The organism is Klebsiella sp. LY (assembly GCF_004010915.1).
Lineage (GTDB): Bacteria > Pseudomonadota > Gammaproteobacteria > Enterobacterales > Enterobacteriaceae > Klebsiella > Klebsiella quasipneumoniae.
In genome coordinates this window covers 3,264,726-3,282,475 of record NZ_CP022444.1, presented here as the reverse complement: position 1 = coordinate 3,282,475, position 17,750 = coordinate 3,264,726, and the positions used below count along the sequence as shown (strand labels likewise).

General features: G+C 58.6%; 16 protein-coding genes. 5 read left to right on the top strand and 11 right to left on the bottom strand.

Translation table 11 applies throughout. From position 1 onward, the window contains the following. The first annotated feature begins 31 nt into the window (after positions 1-31). Genes surA through apaH form a run of 5 tightly spaced genes read left to right on the top strand, consistent with a single transcriptional unit; the run spans position 32 to position 4,364 of the window. Positions 32-1,318: a peptidylprolyl isomerase SurA gene (surA, locus tag CE636_RS19010; RefSeq protein WP_004204278.1), complete on the top strand. Its 1,287-nt coding sequence runs from the start codon at positions 32-34 to the stop codon at positions 1,316-1,318. Positions 1,319-1,323: 5 nt separating this feature from the next. Next, a complete protein-coding gene (pdxA, locus tag CE636_RS19005) occupies positions 1,324-2,313 on the top strand; it encodes a 4-hydroxythreonine-4-phosphate dehydrogenase PdxA (RefSeq protein WP_017901207.1) in 990 nt (329 codons plus the stop codon). Continuing rightward, positions 2,310-3,131, top strand: coding sequence for a 16S rRNA (adenine(1518)-N(6)/adenine(1519)-N(6))-dimethyltransferase RsmA (gene rsmA, locus CE636_RS19000; protein ID WP_004204275.1), 822 nt, complete (start codon positions 2,310-2,312; stop codon positions 3,129-3,131). Before pdxA ends, rsmA begins: the two co-directional genes overlap by 4 nt. Before the next feature lie 2 nt (positions 3,132-3,133). Further along, positions 3,134-3,511 carry a Co2+/Mg2+ efflux protein ApaG gene (gene apaG / locus CE636_RS18995; protein ID WP_004204274.1) on the top strand — a complete coding sequence of 126 codons (378 nt, stop codon included), beginning with the start codon at positions 3,134-3,136 and terminating at the stop codon, positions 3,509-3,511. A gap of 4 nt (positions 3,512-3,515) precedes the next feature. Further along, the gene (gene apaH / locus CE636_RS18990; protein WP_004204272.1) at positions 3,516-4,364 is read left to right on the top strand and encodes a bis(5'-nucleosyl)-tetraphosphatase (symmetrical) ApaH; all 849 of its coding nucleotides are present in this window, start codon (positions 3,516-3,518) and stop codon (positions 4,362-4,364) included. A gap of 277 nt (positions 4,365-4,641) precedes the next feature. Here apaH and folA read toward each other — a convergent pair whose 3' ends face one another. The 11 genes from folA to citD form a co-directional block, all read right to left on the bottom strand. Then, entirely contained in the window at positions 4,642-5,121 is a 480-nt protein-coding gene (folA, locus tag CE636_RS18985) for a type 3 dihydrofolate reductase (RefSeq protein ID WP_004204271.1), read from the bottom strand. 173 nt (positions 5,122-5,294) lie between these two features. Continuing rightward, positions 5,295-7,160: a glutathione-regulated potassium-efflux system protein KefC gene (gene kefC / locus CE636_RS18975; RefSeq protein ID WP_004204270.1), complete on the bottom strand. Its 1,866-nt coding sequence runs from the start codon at positions 7,158-7,160 to the stop codon at positions 5,295-5,297. Beyond that, positions 7,153-7,686, bottom strand: a complete 534-nt coding sequence (gene kefF, locus CE636_RS18970; protein WP_004204269.1) for a glutathione-regulated potassium-efflux system oxidoreductase KefF — start codon at positions 7,684-7,686, stop codon at positions 7,153-7,155. The genes kefC and kefF overlap by 8 nt, the downstream gene beginning before the upstream one ends. 131 nt (positions 7,687-7,817) lie before the next feature. Beyond that, positions 7,818-8,051, bottom strand: coding sequence for a YgdI/YgdR family lipoprotein (locus tag CE636_RS18965; protein WP_002888059.1), 234 nt, complete (start codon positions 8,049-8,051; stop codon positions 7,818-7,820). A gap of 169 nt (positions 8,052-8,220) precedes the next feature. Next, positions 8,221-11,445, bottom strand: a complete 3,225-nt coding sequence (gene carB, locus CE636_RS18960; protein WP_017901208.1) for a carbamoyl-phosphate synthase large subunit — start codon at positions 11,443-11,445, stop codon at positions 8,221-8,223. Positions 11,446-11,462: 17 nt separating this feature from the next. Then, positions 11,463-12,611, bottom strand: coding sequence for a glutamine-hydrolyzing carbamoyl-phosphate synthase small subunit (gene carA, locus CE636_RS18955; protein WP_004204266.1), 1,149 nt, complete (start codon positions 12,609-12,611; stop codon positions 11,463-11,465). Positions 12,612-13,068: 457 nt separating this feature from the next. Further along, positions 13,069-13,890: a 4-hydroxy-tetrahydrodipicolinate reductase gene (gene dapB, locus CE636_RS18950; RefSeq protein ID WP_004204265.1), complete on the bottom strand. Its 822-nt coding sequence runs from the start codon at positions 13,888-13,890 to the stop codon at positions 13,069-13,071. 227 nt (positions 13,891-14,117) lie between these two features. Continuing rightward, positions 14,118-15,026, bottom strand: a complete 909-nt coding sequence (gene citG / locus CE636_RS18945) for a triphosphoribosyl-dephospho-CoA synthase CitG (RefSeq protein ID WP_017901209.1) — start codon at positions 15,024-15,026, stop codon at positions 14,118-14,120. A gap of 18 nt (positions 15,027-15,044) precedes the next feature. Continuing rightward, positions 15,045-16,571: a citrate lyase subunit alpha gene (citF, locus tag CE636_RS18940; RefSeq protein ID WP_025999339.1), complete on the bottom strand. Its 1,527-nt coding sequence runs from the start codon at positions 16,569-16,571 to the stop codon at positions 15,045-15,047. A gap of 10 nt (positions 16,572-16,581) precedes the next feature. Beyond that, a complete protein-coding gene (gene citE, locus CE636_RS18935; protein WP_017901211.1) occupies positions 16,582-17,451 on the bottom strand; it encodes a citrate (pro-3S)-lyase subunit beta in 870 nt (289 codons plus the stop codon). Beyond that, positions 17,448-17,741, bottom strand: coding sequence for a citrate lyase acyl carrier protein (gene citD / locus CE636_RS18930; RefSeq protein ID WP_017901212.1), 294 nt, complete (start codon positions 17,739-17,741; stop codon positions 17,448-17,450). The genes citE and citD overlap by 4 nt, the downstream gene beginning before the upstream one ends. Positions 17,742-17,750: the final 9 nt, after the last annotated feature.

Below are 17,750 nucleotides of genomic sequence, written 5' to 3'. Positions count from 1 at the left end.
CGCATTTGCGGTTAATCGAAATGGAAAAAGTATGAAGAACTGGAAAACGCTGCTTCTCGGTATCGCCATGATCGCGAATACCAGTTTCGCTGCCCCCCAGGTGGTCGATAAAGTAGCGGCCGTCGTCAATAATGGCGTCGTGCTGGAAAGCGACGTCGATGGTTTGATGCAATCGGTTAAGCTCAATGCTGGTCAGGCTGGCCAACAGCTGCCGGATGACGCGACCCTGCGCCATCAGATCCTCGAAAGACTGATCATGGACCAGATCGTGTTACAGATGGGGCAGAAGATGGGCGTGAAGGTCTCTGACGACCAGCTCGATCAGGCCATCGCCAACATCGCTAAACAAAACAACATGACCATGGATCAGATGCGCAGCCGTCTGGCCTATGAAGGCATCAACTACAACACCTACCGTAACCAGATCCGTAAAGAGATGCTGATTTCGGAAGTGCGTAACAATGAAGTGCGTCGTCGCATCACCGTGCTGCCGCAGGAAGTGGAAGCGCTGGCCAAACAGATCGGCGACCAGAACGACGCCAGCACCGAGCTCAACCTGAGCCACATCCTGATCCCGCTGCCGGAGAACCCGACCTCCGATCAAGTCGCCGCGGCCCAGGAGCAAGCGAATGCTATCGTTGAGCAAGCGCGCAACGGCGCCAACTTCGGTAAACTGGCGATCACCTACTCCGCCGACCAGCAGGCGCTGAAGGGCGGCCAGATGGGCTGGGGTCGTATCCAGGAGCTGCCGGGCATTTTCGCCCAGGCGTTAAGCACCGCGAAGAAAGGGGATATCGTCGGTCCGATCCGTTCCGGCGTCGGCTTCCACATTCTGAAAGTGAACGATCTGCGCGGCGGGACCCAGAACATCTCCGTCACTGAAGTACATGCCCGTCATATTCTGTTGAAGCCATCGCCAATCATGAACGATGCGCAGGCTCAGGCTAAGCTGGAGCAAATTGCCGCCGACATTAAGAGCGGGAAAACCACCTTCGCTAAAGCGGCAAAAGCGTATTCTGAAGATCCGGGCTCGGCGAACCAGGGCGGTGATTTAGGCTGGGCCACGCCGGATATCTTCGACCCGGCGTTCCGCGATGCGCTGATGCGTCTGAACAAAGGGCAGACCAGCGGACCGGTACACTCCTCCTTCGGCTGGCACCTGATCGAACTGCTGGATAGCCGTCAGGTCGACAGAACCGACGCCGCGCAGAAAGATCGTGCTTACCGTATGCTGATGAACCGCAAATTCTCTGAAGAAGCGGCAACCTGGATGCAGGAACAGCGCGCCAGTGCGTATGTTAAAATTCTGAGCAACTAATATCGATGCCTGAAACCCATAAAGTTGTTATCACTCCCGGCGAACCAGCCGGGATTGGCCCTGACCTGGTCGTGCAGCTTGCCCAGCGCGACTGGCCAGTTGAGCTGGTGATCTGCGCCGACGGCGCCCAGTTAACTGACCGAGCCCAAAGGCTCGGTCTTCCTTTATCTCTCCTGCCATACGATCCTGCGCAACCGCCCGTTCCGCAGCGTGCCGGTACGTTGACGCTGCTTAACGTCCCGCTGAGCGTCCCGGCGGAGCCCGGCGTGCTGAACGTACAGAACGGCGCCTACGTGGTCGAGACGCTGGCGCGCGCCTGCGACGGCTGCCTGAGCGGCGAATTCGCGGCGTTAGTGACCGGCCCGGTGCACAAAGGCAACATCAACGACGCCGGCATCGCCTTCACCGGTCATACCGAGTTCTTCGAAGAGCGCGCGCAGGCCAGCAAAGTGGTGATGATGCTGGCGACCGAGGAGCTGCGGGTGGCGCTGGTGACGACCCATCTGCCGTTGAAAGCCATCAGCGAGGCGATAACGCCCGACCTGCTGCGCGAGATCATCACGATTCTCGATCACGACCTGCGCACGAAATTTGGTATTGCCCAGCCGCACGTGCTGGTTTGCGGGCTTAACCCGCATGCTGGCGAAGGCGGTCATATGGGAACGGAAGAGATAGACACCATCATTCCGGTGCTGGAAGAGATGCGCGCGAAGGGGATGAACCTCAGCGGTCCGCTGCCAGCTGACACCCTTTTCCAGCCCAAATACCTTGACCATGCCGATGCAGTACTCGCGATGTACCACGATCAGGGCCTGCCCGTGCTAAAATACCAGGGCTTTGGCCGCGGCGTGAACATTACGCTCGGTTTACCTTTTATTCGTACCTCCGTCGACCACGGCACCGCACTGGAATTAGCGGGCCAGGGAACAGCGGACGTCGGCAGTTTTATCACGGCGCTTAATCTCGCCATCAAAATGATTGTTAATATCCAATGAATAATCGAGTCCATCAGGGCCATTTAGCCCGTAAACGCTTCGGGCAGAACTTCCTTAACGATCAGTTTGTGATCGACAGCATCGTCTCGGCGATTAATCCGCAGAAAGGCCAGGCGATGGTTGAAATCGGCCCCGGTCTCGCCGCGCTGACCGAGCCGGTCGGCGAACGCCTTGACCAGTTGACCGTCATTGAGCTGGACCGCGATCTGGCGGCACGCCTGCAGACGCATCCGTTCCTCGGGCCGAAGCTGACCATCTATCAGCAGGATGCGATGACCATGAACTTCGGCGAACTGGCGGAGAAAATGGGTCAGCCGCTGCGCGTCTTCGGCAATCTGCCGTACAATATTTCGACCCCGCTGATGTTCCATCTGTTCAGCTATACTGATGCCATTGCCGATATGCACTTTATGCTGCAGAAGGAAGTGGTGAATCGTCTGGTTGCCGGACCGAACAGTAAGGCGTATGGTCGGTTAAGCGTGATGGCGCAATATTATTGCCAGGTGATCCCGGTACTCGAAGTGCCGCCGAGCGCGTTCACCCCGCCGCCTAAGGTCGATTCCGCGGTGGTCCGTCTGGTGCCGCACAGCACGATGCCGTATCCGGTCAAAGAGATCCGGGTGCTGAGCCGCATCACCACCGAAGCGTTCAACCAGCGCCGCAAGACCATCCGCAACAGTCTCGGCAATCTGTTCAGTGTGGAAGTGCTGACCGAGCTGGGCATCGACCCGGCCATGCGTGCAGAAAATATTTCCGTGGCGCAGTACTGCCAGATGGCCAACTGGCTGTCTGACAATCTGCCATCGAAGGAGAGCTAACCATGATTAATTCGCCTCGTGTTTGCGTCCAGGTGCAAAGCGTCTATATCGAATCGCAATCTTCTCCGGAAGAAGAGCGCTACGTCTTCGCTTATACCGTCACCATTCGCAATCTGGGGCGGAGTCAGGTTCAGCTGCTTGGCCGCTACTGGCTCATCACTAACGGCCACGGTCGTGAGACTGAAGTTCAAGGTGAAGGGGTGGTCGGCGAGCAACCGCATATTCCCGCCGGCGGTGAATATCAATATACCAGCGGCGCGGTCATTGAAACGCCGCTGGGAACCATGCAGGGTCATTATGAGATGATCGATATCGACGGCGCGCCGTTCCGTATCGAGATCCCTGTTTTCCGTCTCGCAGTTCCAACGCTCATTCATTAAAACAATGTCAACATACCTTATTGGCGACGTTCACGGTTGCTACGATGAACTGATCGCATTATTAGCGCAGGTTGAATTCGACCCGCGGAGCGATACGCTGTGGCTGACCGGCGATCTGGTAGCCCGTGGCCCGGGGTCGCTGGAGGTTCTGCGCTATGTCAAATCTCTGGGCGACAGCGTGCGACTGGTGCTGGGCAATCACGATTTACACTTGCTGGCGGTCTTCGCCGGCATCAGCCGCAACAAGCCGAAGGATCGTCTGAAATCACTGCTGGAAGCGCCGGATGCCGATGAGCTGCTTAACTGGCTGCGTCGTCAGCCGCTGCTCCAGGTGGACGAAGAGAAAAAGCTGGTGATGGCCCACGCCGGCATCACCCCCCAGTGGGATCTGGAGACCGCCCAGCAGTGCGCGCGCGATGTTGAAGCGGTGCTCTCCAGCGACTCCTACCCTTTCTTCCTCGATGCCATGTACGGCGACATGCCGAATCACTGGAGCAACGAGCTGAGCGGCCTGGCGCGCCTGCGCTTTATCTCTAACGCTTTTACCCGCATGCGCTACTGCTTCCCGAACGGCCAGCTGGATATGTACTCGAAAGAAGCGCCCGAGGACGCCCCGGCGCCGCTGAAGCCGTGGTTTGCCATTCCTGGTCCGGTCAGCAGTGCCTACAGCATTGCCTTTGGCCACTGGGCGTCGCTGGAGGGACGCGGTACGCCGGAGGGCATTTACGCGCTGGATACCGGCTGCTGCTGGGGCGGTGAACTCACCTGCCTGCGCTGGGAGGATAAGCAGTACTTTACCCAGCCGTCGAACCGGCAGAAAAGCCTCGACGAAGGCGAAGCCGTCGCGTCCTGAAGAAACAGGCGCACTCCCCCGGGCCCGCGCAAGCGCAGCGCTGCCGGGCAAGAACTGCGGACGCGGAGCCGCTTTTGTGTCGGGTGGCGGCTAACGCCTTACCCGACCTACGTTTAGGTGCCATTTGTCAGCCGGGCAGCACTCTGGAAAGACGCATCCCGCGACGGGTAACATGGCGCAGAAAAGTAGTGGCAGCGTCATCCGCGCTGAATTCACGCCAAAGAAAACCCCGGTCACGCCAGACGCGACCGGGGTTTTTCATTGCTATCCTTCCCGCTTAACGGCGTTCGAGGATCTCAAAGCAGTAGCTGTGGGAGTTCTGCGCGTCGGCGTCATGAAACTCGCTGAACACCGATTCCCACTGGTCCGGATCGTAATCCGGGAAATGGGTATCGCCTTCCACTTCCGCATCGATATGGGTCAGATAGAGCTTCTGCGCCTTTGGCAGGAACTGCTCATACACCCGACCGCCGCCGATCACCATGATCTCTTCCACATCGCCGCAGGCGGCAATCGCTTCGTCAACGGAGGAGACCCACTGCACGCGATCGTCGCTGCCTGGCTTGCTGCTGATCACGATATTTTTACGCCCCGGCAACGGGCGCCCAATGGATTCCCAGGTCAGACGCCCCATCACTACCGGCTTATTTAATGTGTTGCGTTTGAACCAGGCGAGATCGGCAGGCAGGTTCCATGGCATGGCGTTTTCCATACCAATGACGCGATCTACCGCTAACGCCGCAATCAGACTGATCATTCATTCATTCCTGAGTACAAAAAATTGTCGCCACTATACGGAAAGCGTACAACTTCGTCGACTGGCCGGAGGGTAAAGAATAAGAAAATTTTCTGATTTGCTGGCAAGCCCACGTTCACACCGTGGGCCGCCAGAACAGGATCCAAACGAAAACAGAATGTTACTGATTAGCGTCAGGCGGAGGGCTTATTTTCCGGCTCATCGGCGATATCGCCGGTGTGCCTGCCCTCTTCCGTCCCCTGCCAACCGTGCCGCTGCACCAGCGACAGATGATGACGATCTTCGTTGATGATGCCGGTCAGCATATCGCTGGTCCGCTTGAAGACCGCCACCCGCGACGCCGCGTCGTTTTCCGCCATCGCCACCATCTCTTCGACCATCTGCAGGTTGAAACGACGGAACAGATCGGCCCGCTCGCGCGCTTCATACGCGCCGAGCCCCAGCGCCTCCAGCGTCATTCGGCCGGATTTCAGTGCCGCCTCGAAGGTTTCACGCTCCGGGGCATCAACGCCAGCCTGACGCAGCTGGATATAGTGATCGACATCGCGGGCGCGGGAGATAATCTGCAGATGCGGAAAATGCTCTTTTACCCTCGCCACCAGCTCCAGGCTGACATGCGGATCGTCAATGGCATTGATCAGTACCTCCGCCTTTTCGGCGCCGGCCGACTCCAGCAGATCGACCCGGGTGGCATCGCCGTAGAAGACCTTCATATCAAATTTGCGCAGGGTATCGACATGGTCCGGGTCGTGATCGAGGATCACCATCTTCACCCCGCTGGAGAGCAGGAGTCGCCCGGCGATCTGCCCGAAGCGGCCAAAGCCGGCGACAATCACCCGCGGCTGCTCTTCATCAATCTCGTCCGCATCCCGCGCCTGGCCGCTGGACGATTTCTCCAGACGGGTCAACAGCACCAGCAGAATGGGGGTTGCCGCCATCGACAGCGCCACCGCCAGGGTCAGCGCCTTTGCCCATTCGCCGTCCAGCACCTCCGCCATCCGCGCGGCGCCAAAGACCACAAACGCGAACTCACTCCCCTGCCCCAGCAGCACCGCAAACCAGCGGCGCTGAGCGCGAGGCACGCCAAGCGGCCTGGCGATAAGCCACAGCATCAGCATTTTTATCGCCAGGAAACCCACCAGCAAAATCACGATACGCAGCGGATGGGTGACCAGGGTGCCGAAATCAATCGACATCCCGACGCCGATAAAAAACAGCCCCAGCAGCAGGCCTTTAAACGGCTCAATATCGCTTTCCAGCGCATGGCGATACTCGGAGCTGGCCAGCAACACCCCGGCGAGAAACGCCCCCATCGCCATCGACAGCCCCACCTCCTCCAGCAACAGCCCAAAGCCGAAGACCAGGAACAGGGCCACGGCGCTGAATACTTCGCGCAGACCGGAACGGGCGACAAAGCGCAGCAGCGGACGGGTCAGATAGCGCCCCAGCACCACCACCAGCGCCAGCGCTGCGGCCACCTTCAGCGCGGAAAGGGCAAAAGCCATCAGCGAAGTGGCGCCGCCGCTGGCCGCCAGCAGCGGGATCATCGCCACCAGCGGGATCGCCGCGATATCCTGGAACAGCAGCACCGCGAAGGCGCTGCGCCCCATCTGCGATACCGTCAGATTGCGCTCATTCATCGCCTGCATGGCGATCGCGGTTGAGGAGAGCGCCAGGGTCATACCGATCAGCTCGGCCACCTGCCAACGCAACCCCAGCAGCATGCAGAAGAGGCCGATCAATACCCCACAGGCCACCATCTGCAGCGCACCGCCGCCAAACACCGAAGCGCGCAGCTTCCACAGACGCTGCGGATCCAGCTCCAGACCAATGACGAACAGCATCAGCACCACGCCAATCTCGGCAAAGTGCAGAATCGCCTCGGCGTCGGTCACCAGCCGCAGCCCCCACGGCCCAATAATACAGCCGGCGATGAGATAGCCCAGCACCGACCCAAGCCCAAGGCGGACGGCGATGGGCACAATCAGCGCCGCGGCGCCCAGGTAAATCAGCGCCTGTATCAGCGTATGGCTATCCATTTTGATGTGCCTCCTGCCAGTCGATTAAGCGTTGACGATAATGGCGGGCCTGCGCCTGCAGCGTTTCGTCATCGCAGATAAAGGTGCAGTGCATGGCGAACGGCGGCAGCCATTTCATCCCGCAGTAGAGCGCCGTGGCCTGCAGCGGCTGCGCCAGCACCGGGAAACCGGGAAACGAACCGATATCAAAGTGGCTTTCACCGCCGCCGGTGGTCACCGCCCACATCAGCGATTTACCGCGCAGCGCAATACCGTTATGGCCATAGGCCCAGCCGTGCGACAGCACTTTGTCCATCCACAGCTTCAGCAGCGGCGGCACGCTATACCACTGCATCGGGTGCTGCCAGATAACCAGATCGGCACGGGCGAGCGCCGCCTGCTCGGCGGCGACATCGATATTAAAGTCGGGATAGAGTTGATAGAGGGAGCGTATCTCTACGCCTTCAAGCGTCCCTGCTTGTTCAAGCATTCGCTTATTCGCATGCGAATGCTGCGGATAAGGATGCGCATAAATTATCAGAATCATTGATTGGCCTGCGTTAGCTCTTGTCGTAATCAGCAAGAGTGTAGACAGTTAAATGAACCGCTTACAATGATAACTGTGATTTATGTCGCGGTGGTGGACACAACGCGCGCCTGAATGGCAAACGTCAGGCCTTAATTATCCAGCTCATCCATAGATTTCACCTGATCGCGGTTAATCTGCTCCACGCGTCCGGTTTCGGCATTTTTGTAAGAGACCAGACCGGTATCATCATCCACCTGCGGTTTACCGCTGGTGACAATGGTCTTGCCGTCGGTGGTTTTGATCGACTGATTCGATGAGCAGCCGGCCACGAACATGATTGCCGTCGCTGCCAGTGCGGATGCCACCAGAATATTGTTCCGCATTGTATCCTCCTGTCTTTTCATCAATAGGTATCGTTATGGTGCTAACTATAGTTAGCCTGACCCGACAGGGGGTTAAAAGCAGAACTCTCTGAAGATGGCCGCGGCCAAAAAAAATGGGCTGACGAAGTCGTCAGCCCAGGTGTGTTGCTATCCGGCCAGGCCGGAGCGCTTATTTGGTGATTTGCGCGTGCATTTCCTGAACCGAAATCACCTTGTCGGTGGCGTCAGCGTTCAGCGCCATCGCGGTGGCAAAGCCGCCGTTCAGGGTGGTGTCATAGTGCACCTTGTACTGCAGCGCGCTGCGGCGAATCAGCTTGGAGTCTTCAATCGCCTGACGACCTGCGGTGGTGTTGATGATGTAGGTATATTCGCCATTCTTGATACGGTCCTGAATGTGCGGACGACCTTCATGCACCTTGTTCACCAGACGCGGGTTGATGCCCGCTTCGCCCAGCACAATCGCCGTGCCGTGAGTCGCATCCAGCTCGAAGCCAAACTTCAGCAGCTTCGCTGCCAGGTCGACCACACGCTCTTTGTCGCCTTCGCGGACGGAGAGCAGCGCGCGACCCTGTTTCTTCATGGTCGAGTTGCTGCCCAGCTGCGCTTTGGCGAACGCTTCGGCAAAGGTACGGCCAACGCCCATCACTTCCCCGGTGGAACGCATTTCTGGCCCTAACAGCGGGTCAACGCCCGGGAATTTGTTGAACGGCAGGACCACCTCTTTCACCGAGTAGTACGGCGGGATGATCTCTTTGGTCACGCCCTGCTGCGCCAGCGTCTTACCGGCCATCACGCGCGCCGCCACTTTCGCCAGCGGTACGCCGGTGGCTTTGGAGACGAACGGCACGGTGCGCGCCGCACGCGGGTTGACTTCAATCAGATAGACTTCGTTATCTTTCACCGCGAACTGGACGTTCATCAGACCGCGAACCTGCAGCTCGAAGGCCAGCTTCTGCACCTGCTCGCGCATCACATCCTGAATCTCTTTGCTCAGGGTATAGGCTGGCAGGGAACAGGCGGAGTCGCCGGAGTGGACGCCTGCCTGTTCGATATGCTCCATGATGCCGCCAATCAGCACCATTTCGCCATCGCAGATGGCATCGACATCCACTTCAATCGCGTCGTCGAGGAAGCGGTCCAGCAGCACTGGCGCGTCGTTGGAGACGCTGACCGCAGTCTGGAAGTAGCGGCGCAGATCCTGCTCGTCATAGACGATCTCCATCGCCCGACCGCCGAGCACGTAAGACGGACGCACCACCAGCGGGTAGCCAATCTCTTTCGCTTTCTCTACCGCCTGCTCAATGGCGGTAACGGTGGCGTTCGCCGGCTGCTTCAGCTTCAGACGGTCAACCGCGTGCTGGAAGCGCTCACGATCTTCCGCCCGGTCGATAGCGTCCGGGCTGGTACCGATAACCGGTACGCCTGCGGCTTCCAGGGCGCGCGCCAGCTTCAGCGGAGTCTGCCCGCCGTACTGCACGATAACGCCTTTTGGCTTCTCGATGCGCACGATTTCCAGCACGTCTTCCAGGGTAACCGGCTCGAAGTACAGACGGTCGGAAGTGTCGTAGTCGGTAGAGACGGTTTCCGGGTTACAGTTGACCATGATGGTCTCGTAACCGTCTTCGCGCAGCGCCAGCGAGGCGTGTACGCAGCAGTAGTCAAATTCGATACCCTGACCGATACGGTTCGGGCCGCCGCCGAGGACCATGATTTTATCGCGGTCAACGGACGGGTTGGACTCGCACTCTTCTTCATAGGTGGAGTACATGTAGGCGGTATCGGTGGCGAATTCCGCGGCGCAGGTGTCCACGCGCTTGTAGACCGGGTGCAGGTCATACTGGTCGCGCAGTTTACGGATTTCCGCTTCCCGCACGCCCGCCAGCTTCGCCAGACGCGCATCGGCAAAGCCTTTACGTTTCAGGGTGCGCAGGAAGTCAGCGTCGAGGCCGTTGATGCCCACTTCCGCCACTTTCTCTTCCAGACGGACCAGCTCTTCAATCTGCACCAGGAACCAGCGGTCGATGTTGGTCAGGTTGAAGACGCCGTCAACCGAGAGGCCCGCGCGGAACGCGTCGGCGATGTACCAGATACGCTCAGCGCCGGCGTCTTTCAGCTCGCGGCGGATTTTGGTCAGCGCTTCCGGATCGTCGAGGCTCACTTTCGGATCGAAGCCGGTGGCGCCCACTTCCAGACCGCGCAGCGCTTTCTGCAAGGATTCCTGCTGGGTACGGCCAATCGCCATCACTTCGCCGACGGACTTCATCTGGGTGGTCAGACGGTCATTGGCGCCGGCGAATTTTTCGAAGTTAAAGCGTGGGATTTTAGTGACCACGTAGTCGATGGACGGCTCGAAGGAAGCCGGGGTACGGCCGCCGGTGATGTCGTTCATCAGCTCGTCGAGGGTGTAACCTACTGCCAGCTTGGCTGCCACTTTGGCAATCGGGAAACCGGTGGCTTTGGAGGCCAGCGCCGAGGAGCGGGAAACGCGCGGGTTCATTTCAATAACGATCAGGCGACCGTTTTTCGGGTTGACCGCGAACTGAACGTTAGAGCCGCCGGTTTCGACGCCGATTTCACGCAGCACCGCCATCGAGGCGTTACGCATGATTTGGTATTCTTTGTCGGTCAGGGTCTGCGCCGGCGCAACGGTGATGGAATCACCGGTGTGGATCCCCATGGCGTCGAAGTTTTCGATAGAGCAGACGATGATGCAGTTGTCGTTCTTATCGCGCACCACTTCCATCTCATACTCTTTCCAGCCGATCAGCGATTCATCAATCAGCAGCTCGTTGGTAGGAGAGAGATCCAGGCCGCGGGTACAAATCTCTTCAAACTCTTCGCGGTTATAGGCGATGCCGCCGCCGGTGCCACCCATGGTGAACGACGGACGGATGATGCACGGATAGCCGACGTCAGCCGCTACCGCCAGCGCCTCTTCCATCGTATGGGCGATACCTGAACGCGCGGTGTCGAGACCGATTTTTTTCATCGCGATATCGAAACGGCGACGGTCTTCGGCCTTGTCAATCGCATCGGCGGTGGCGCCAATCATGGTCACACCGAATTCAGCCAGCACTCCCTGACGCTCCAGCTCCAGCGCGCAGTTCAGCGCCGTCTGGCCGCCCATGGTCGGCAGCACCGCGTCCGGGCGCTCTTTTTCGATGATTTTGCGCACCACTTCCCAGTGAATCGGCTCGATGTAGGTGGCATCGGCCATTTCCGGGTCGGTCATGATGGTCGCTGGGTTAGAGTTCACCAGGATAACGCGGTAGCCCTCTTCGCGCAGGGCTTTACAGGCCTGGGCGCCGGAGTAGTCAAACTCGCACGCCTGACCGATAACAATCGGGCCCGCGCCCAGAATCAGGATACTTTGTATGTCTGTACGTTTTGGCATGGCTCTTTTACTCCTGATTATTTCGCGGACTGACGGTATTGCTCAATTAACTCGATAAAGTGGTCGAACAGCGGCGCGGCATCGTGCGGCCCCGGGCTCGCTTCAGGGTGCCCCTGGAAGCTGAACGCCGGCTTGTCGGTGCGATGGATCCCCTGCAGGGTGCCGTCGAACAGCGACTTGTGGGTCACGCGCAGGTTGGCCGGCAGCGTCGCCTCATCCACGGCGAAGCCGTGGTTCTGGGCGGTGATCATCACCACGTTGTTATCAATATCTTTCACCGGGTGGTTGCCGCCGTGGTGGCCGAACTTCATCTTAATGGTCCTGGCGCCGCTCGCCAGCGCCAGCAGCTGATGGCCGAGGCAGATGCCGAACACCGGAATATCGGTCTCGAGGAATTTTTCAATCGCCTCGATAGCGTAATCACACGGCGCCGGGTCGCCAGGGCCGTTGGAGAGGAAAATGCCGTCCGGATTCAGCGCCAGCACATCCGCCGCCGACGTCTTCGCCGGCACCACCGTCAGGCGGCAGCCGCGGTCAACCAGCATGCGCAGGATGTTGCGTTTCGCGCCGAAGTCATACGCCACGACGTGGAACGGCAGCTCGCTTTCCGCTTTCGCTTCCGGCAGGTCGCCCGCCAGGGTCCAGCTGCCTTGCGTCCAGCTGTAGGTTTCTGCGGTGGTCACTTCCTTCGCCAGGTCCATGCCGTTCAGGCCCGGGAATGCTTTCGCTTTTTCCAGCGCCAGCTGGGCATCCGGGCTGTCGCCCGCGATGATGCAGCCATTCTGCGCCCCTTTCTCACGCAGCAGACGCGTCAGCTTGCGGGTATCGATATCGGCAATCGCCACGATGTTATGGCGCTTCAGATAGGAAGAGAGGTCTTCGGTACTGCGGAAGTTGCTGGCAATCAGCGGCAGGTCGCGAATAACCAGACCCTGAGCATGTACCTGAGAAGATTCTTCATCGGCGGCGTTGGTGCCGACATTACCAATATGAGGATAAGTAAGAGTGACGATTTGGCGGGAATAGGAAGGATCAGTGAGGATTTCTTGATAACCGGTCATTGAAGTATTGAAAACGACTTCCCCAACCGCCGTGCCGGTTGCCCCGATGGCCCGACCGTGAAACTGGGTTCCGTCTTCCAGAACCAATAGCGCTGACTTAATCAAAACATCCTCCAGAGAATATCCACTCACTTTATTTGCATATTAATTCATAAACACGATCTGAATCAATGCAAATCTGTTGCCCGCAGATTTTTGGCAAACGGCGGCATTCTGGAGAGATGTCGGATAAAAGTCAACTTAAAGCGGAGATTTTTAATGTCATTTTACGCCACTGGCGCATAACATGTGATTTTTACGCCAAAAAGATCAACAAACCTGGCTGAGAAAACGCTTGCGGACGGCGAAGAGTGTAAAATCTGGCGCTGGACGGCAAAAAAGTGGACCAGATGGTCAAAATTTACATTTCATTCACTTAAAAACCGAACAACACCCTAACTTATAGCCCATTCAGAAAAATAACAACCTAAAGCGGCCAAAAATAAAAAAGGGCAACAAAATATTGCCCCTTGCATCAATAACTTATTGATAGCAATAACCACATCACGATGGGTAATAATCGTTATAAACTATTCAGATCCAGCACATCACGCATATCAAAGAGTCCGCTTTTCTTGCCTTTCAGCCACAATGCAGAGCGAACCGCGCCATTAGCAAAGGTCATTCGACTGGAGGCTTTATGGGTGATCTCGATACGTTCGCCAATATCAGCAAACATCGCCGTATGCTCCCCGACGATATCCCCCGCGCGGACGGTGGCGAAGCCAATGGTGCCCGGGACGCGTTCGCCAGTGTGGCCTTCACGGCTGTAGACCGCGCAGTCCTTGAGATCTTTGTTCAATGCTCCGGCGATCGCTTCGCCCATCGCCAGCGCGGTGCCTGACGGCGCATCCACTTTATGCCGATGGTGCGCTTCGATAATTTCGATGTCGGTGTAGTCGCCCATCACCTTCGCCGCCTTCTCCAGCAGCTTTAACAGGACATTGACGCCGACGCTAAAGTTCGCGGCGAAGACAATGGCAATCTCCTGCGCGGCGTCGCGAATCGCCTGCTTGCCGGCGTCGTCAAAACCGGTGGTGCCGATGACCATCCCTTTGCCGTGGTCGCGGCAAAACGCCAGATGGTTCAGCGTGCCTTCCGGGCGGGTAAAATCGATCAACACGTCGAAATCATCTTTTACCGCCGTCAGGCTGCTCTGCACCGTGACGCCCGCTTTGCCGGCGCCCGCCAGCTCGCCGGCGTCGCTGCCCACCAGGCTGGACCCTTCGCGCTCCAGCGCCGCGCCCAGCGCCACTCCATCCATCTGCAGCGCAGCCTGAATTAACTGGCGTCCCATCCGGCCGCCCGCGCCGGCGATGGCCACGCGGATTTGTGCATCATGCATAGCTATTCTCTTTTGTTAACATTACGTAAATTGTTTTCAGAGTAACCAGCCCGTCAGCGGGCCGCTACTCAAAAACGCCGATAATTAGAAATTTATGACAAACGGCGGACGATATCAGTAAAAACTATACGATTGTGCCGCAATTCCTCGTTTACGCAGTGATAACCAGGATGGCGAATGATGATGCCCCGCCCGCACGGTGCGGGCGAAGGCCATGTTGCAGAGGGTTACAGCGGGAAAAGCGCGCCGGCGGGAAACGCGGATAAAAACCAGGTCACCGCCAGCAGATCGGCGCTACCGCCGGGGCTGAGATGGCGGGCAATCAGATCGTCATCAAACTGGCGCAGCGCCTCCAGGCCACCGTCAGCCAGTACGCCGCCCTGCCACAGCAGCCGCTGCGCCTCCTGCTGGACATAGTTCAGCCCGGCCAGCCCGCCGCGAGACACCAGATTGGTGTCATCATTCCATGCCATCAGATGCAGCAGGGTTTGCAGCAGCGCCAGATTGCTGTCGCCAGTCTCCTCCATCATGCGGTTAAAGACCGGTAACGCCTGGGTACGCACGGTCAGGAATCCGCTCTCCGCCTCGCCGCGGGCGCCGGAGAAACCGTAACGCAGAAAATGAATCCCGCCTTTGCTCAGCCGTTCCCCGCTGGCGGAGGATAATTCCTGCATAACCATGCCGCGACAGAAGCGCGCCACCTGGTCGCAAAGCCGGTGCTGTTCTATCGGCTCGCCTTTCGAAACCAGCCTGCCCGCCGCCGCGCTGAGCAGGCCAAAAGCGAAGATCGCCCCACGATGGGTATTCACCCCGCCGGTGACCTCCAGCATATCGTTCTCGCAGGCCATTCCCACCGGCCGCAGCATCATCAATACCTGCTCCGGCGCGACCGCCGCGGTATCGTGGCCCATGATAAAAAACTTCTCCATCCACGGCGCCACCACCGCGGTACTGGCCTCAAACGAGGCCAGATCCATATCCCGGTGCGCGCCAGCGTTACGAATATCCACCAGCCCGGGCTTTGGGGTCAGGCGAACTTCGGTCAACAGCGCGCGCTCTACCGCGCTGACCACCTCTTCGGCGCTCAGTGGTTTCCCGCGTAGCACACGCGGAGGTTGAATTAACACGTCGCTCATAGCCTTTCCCCTCTGCGCTTAGTCGCTGTTTTTCACCTGATGGATCACATCGATGACCGAACCGTCGCGATAGCGGACTACCGCCACCACCCGATCGGTAAATTCGATCGCCTTCGGTTTGCCCGTCAGTAGCTCCGCGCGCTGCTGCAGTTCCTCAATGGTCATCAGCGGAATACCGGCGTTGCGTAAATTGTCGATCAGGTCCTGGCGCGCCGGGTTTACCGCAATGCCATGGTCGGTGACCAGCACATCCACGCTGGCTCCCGGCGTCACGCGGGTCAGCACTTTTTCCACGACGCAGGGAATGCGGCCGCGAACTAACGGCGCGGTAATGATGGTCAGATCCGCGCCGGCGGCGGTATCGCTATGTCCGCCTGACGCGCCGCGCAGCACGCCGTTGGAGCCGGTCATCACGTTGACGTTAAAGTCGGTGTCAATTTCCAGCGCGCTGAGCATCACTACGTTTAAGCGCTCGCAGGAGGCCCCTTTGGAACCCGGGCTGGCATACTGATTGGTAGAGATTTCGACGTGGTTCGGGTTCTGCGCCAGCGAGCGCGCCGCATCGCCATCGAACGATTGGGTGTCGAGCAGCGTTTTAATCAGCCCTTTCTCATGCAGGTCGACCATCGTCCCGGTGATGCCGCCAAGGCCGAAGCTGGCGGTAATGCCGTTGCGGCGCATTTTGTCTTCCAGGAAGCGGCTCACCGCCAGCGAGGCGCCGCCGGTGCCGGTCTGCAGCGAGAAACCATCTTTAAAGTAACCGGAGTGTTCAACCACTTTCGCCGCCTGGCGGGCGATCAGCAGCTCGCGCGGGTTGCTGGTCAAACGAATGGCGCCCGCGGTGATTTTTTGCGGATCGCCCACTTCGTCCACCTGAACGATCAGATCCACCTGATCCTGGGCGATACTGGCCGGGTAGTTAGGGTAGTCCACCCACTCTTCGGTCAACAGCACGACGCATTTGGCATGTTCCGCATCAACGCGCGCGTAGCCCAGCGAGCCGCAGCGCGACTTACCGCTAAAGCCGTTGGCGTTGCCAAACTCATCGCAGCAGGGAACGCCGAGGAACGCCACGTCAATGGACAGCTCACCGCATTGGATCAGCTGTACGCGACCACCGTGAGAGTGGATCTGCACCGGATTTTCCATCAGGCCGGCGGAGATCTCCTCGCCAAGCTTCCCGCGCAGACCGGAGGTGTAGATCTGACGGATCACGCCGTTTTTAATATGCTCAATCAGCGGCCAGTGGGCGTCGATCAGCGAACTGGACGCCAGGGTCAGATCGCGAAATCCCATCTCCGCTAGCTTCGCCACCACCATATTGACCACTTTGTCACCGCCGCGAAACGCGTGGTGGAACGAGATGGTCATGCCGTTTTGCAGACCGGAGCGACGGATTGCCGTTTCCAGCGAGTCGCAGATTTTACGCTGACGCTTTTCCGTCTCACTAGCCAGCCACGGACTTTTCGCCGTCACGCCGTTGTAAGGGGTCAATCCTTCCGGCATCACGTACTGCTGATTAAGCATTGCTACTGTCTCTTTCATCTTATTCCCCTTAATCCCGAATACCGGAAGCCGAAAGCGCCACCACTTTGCGCGCGTGGTCGATAATCGGTCCATCGATCATCTTACCGTTCAGCGACACCACGCCCAGACCGCGCGACTCTGCCTCTTCCGCCGCGGCAATCACCTCCAGCGCATGGTCGACCTCTTTTCGCGTCGGGGCATAGACCTGGTGCAGCAGTTCGATCTGGCGCGGGTTGACCAGTGATTTCCCGTTGAAGCCGAGGTTCTTCGCCAGATTCGCTTCCGCAAGAAATCCCTCTTCATTATTAATATCCGACCACACCACGTCATAGGCGGCGATGCCGGCAACCCGCGCAGCATGTAGCACGGCGCAGCGGGCATAGAACAGCTCAGTGCCGTCGCCGCGGGAGGTGCCCATATCCATCACGTAATCGAAAGCCGCCAGCGCGATGGCCGACAGACGCGGGCTGGCGCGGGCGATCTCGACCGCGTTTACCACCCCCAACGCCGACTCGATGGCCGCCATGAGCCTGGTGCTGCCCACTTCGCGGCCACACGCACGCTCAATAAGCTCAACGTGAGCTTCCAGCTCATGGATATCTTCTTTGCTGTCGGTTTTCGGCAGGCGCACCATATCCACGCCCGCACGAACCACGGCTTCCAGATCGGCCAGTCCAAACGGGGTATTTAGCGGGTTAATACGCACCACCGTTTCGATATCCTGATACAGCGGGTGCTGCAGCGCCTGATACACCAGCAGACGAGCGGTATCTTTCTCGCGCAGCGAAACGGCATCTTCAAGGTCGAACATCACCGCATCGGCGCCGTAGACGAATGAAGTACTTAACATGGCGGCATTGGCGCCGGGGATAAACAGCATACTGCGACGTGGTTTCATAGCTGGCTCCATTGCAATTGAGACTGTTGCGCCGCGCGCAGGGCCGCAGCCTGAACTCGGGCGCGCAGAACGCACTCCAGCGCCCCTTTATCATCCACCACCACGTTGGCCTGGCTAACGCCGAGCTGCATCAGGGTTTCTCTGACCACTCGCTCAATCGCATCGCCAAACTGCTGCTTCACAATGCTGTCGATCTCCAGTTGAATGCCCGGCTGCGTCGCCGGCCCAATCCTGACCATCACATCGCTGGACTCCAGCGTGCCGGCCAGGGCGTCAATCTTCATTTCCATAGAGGCAAA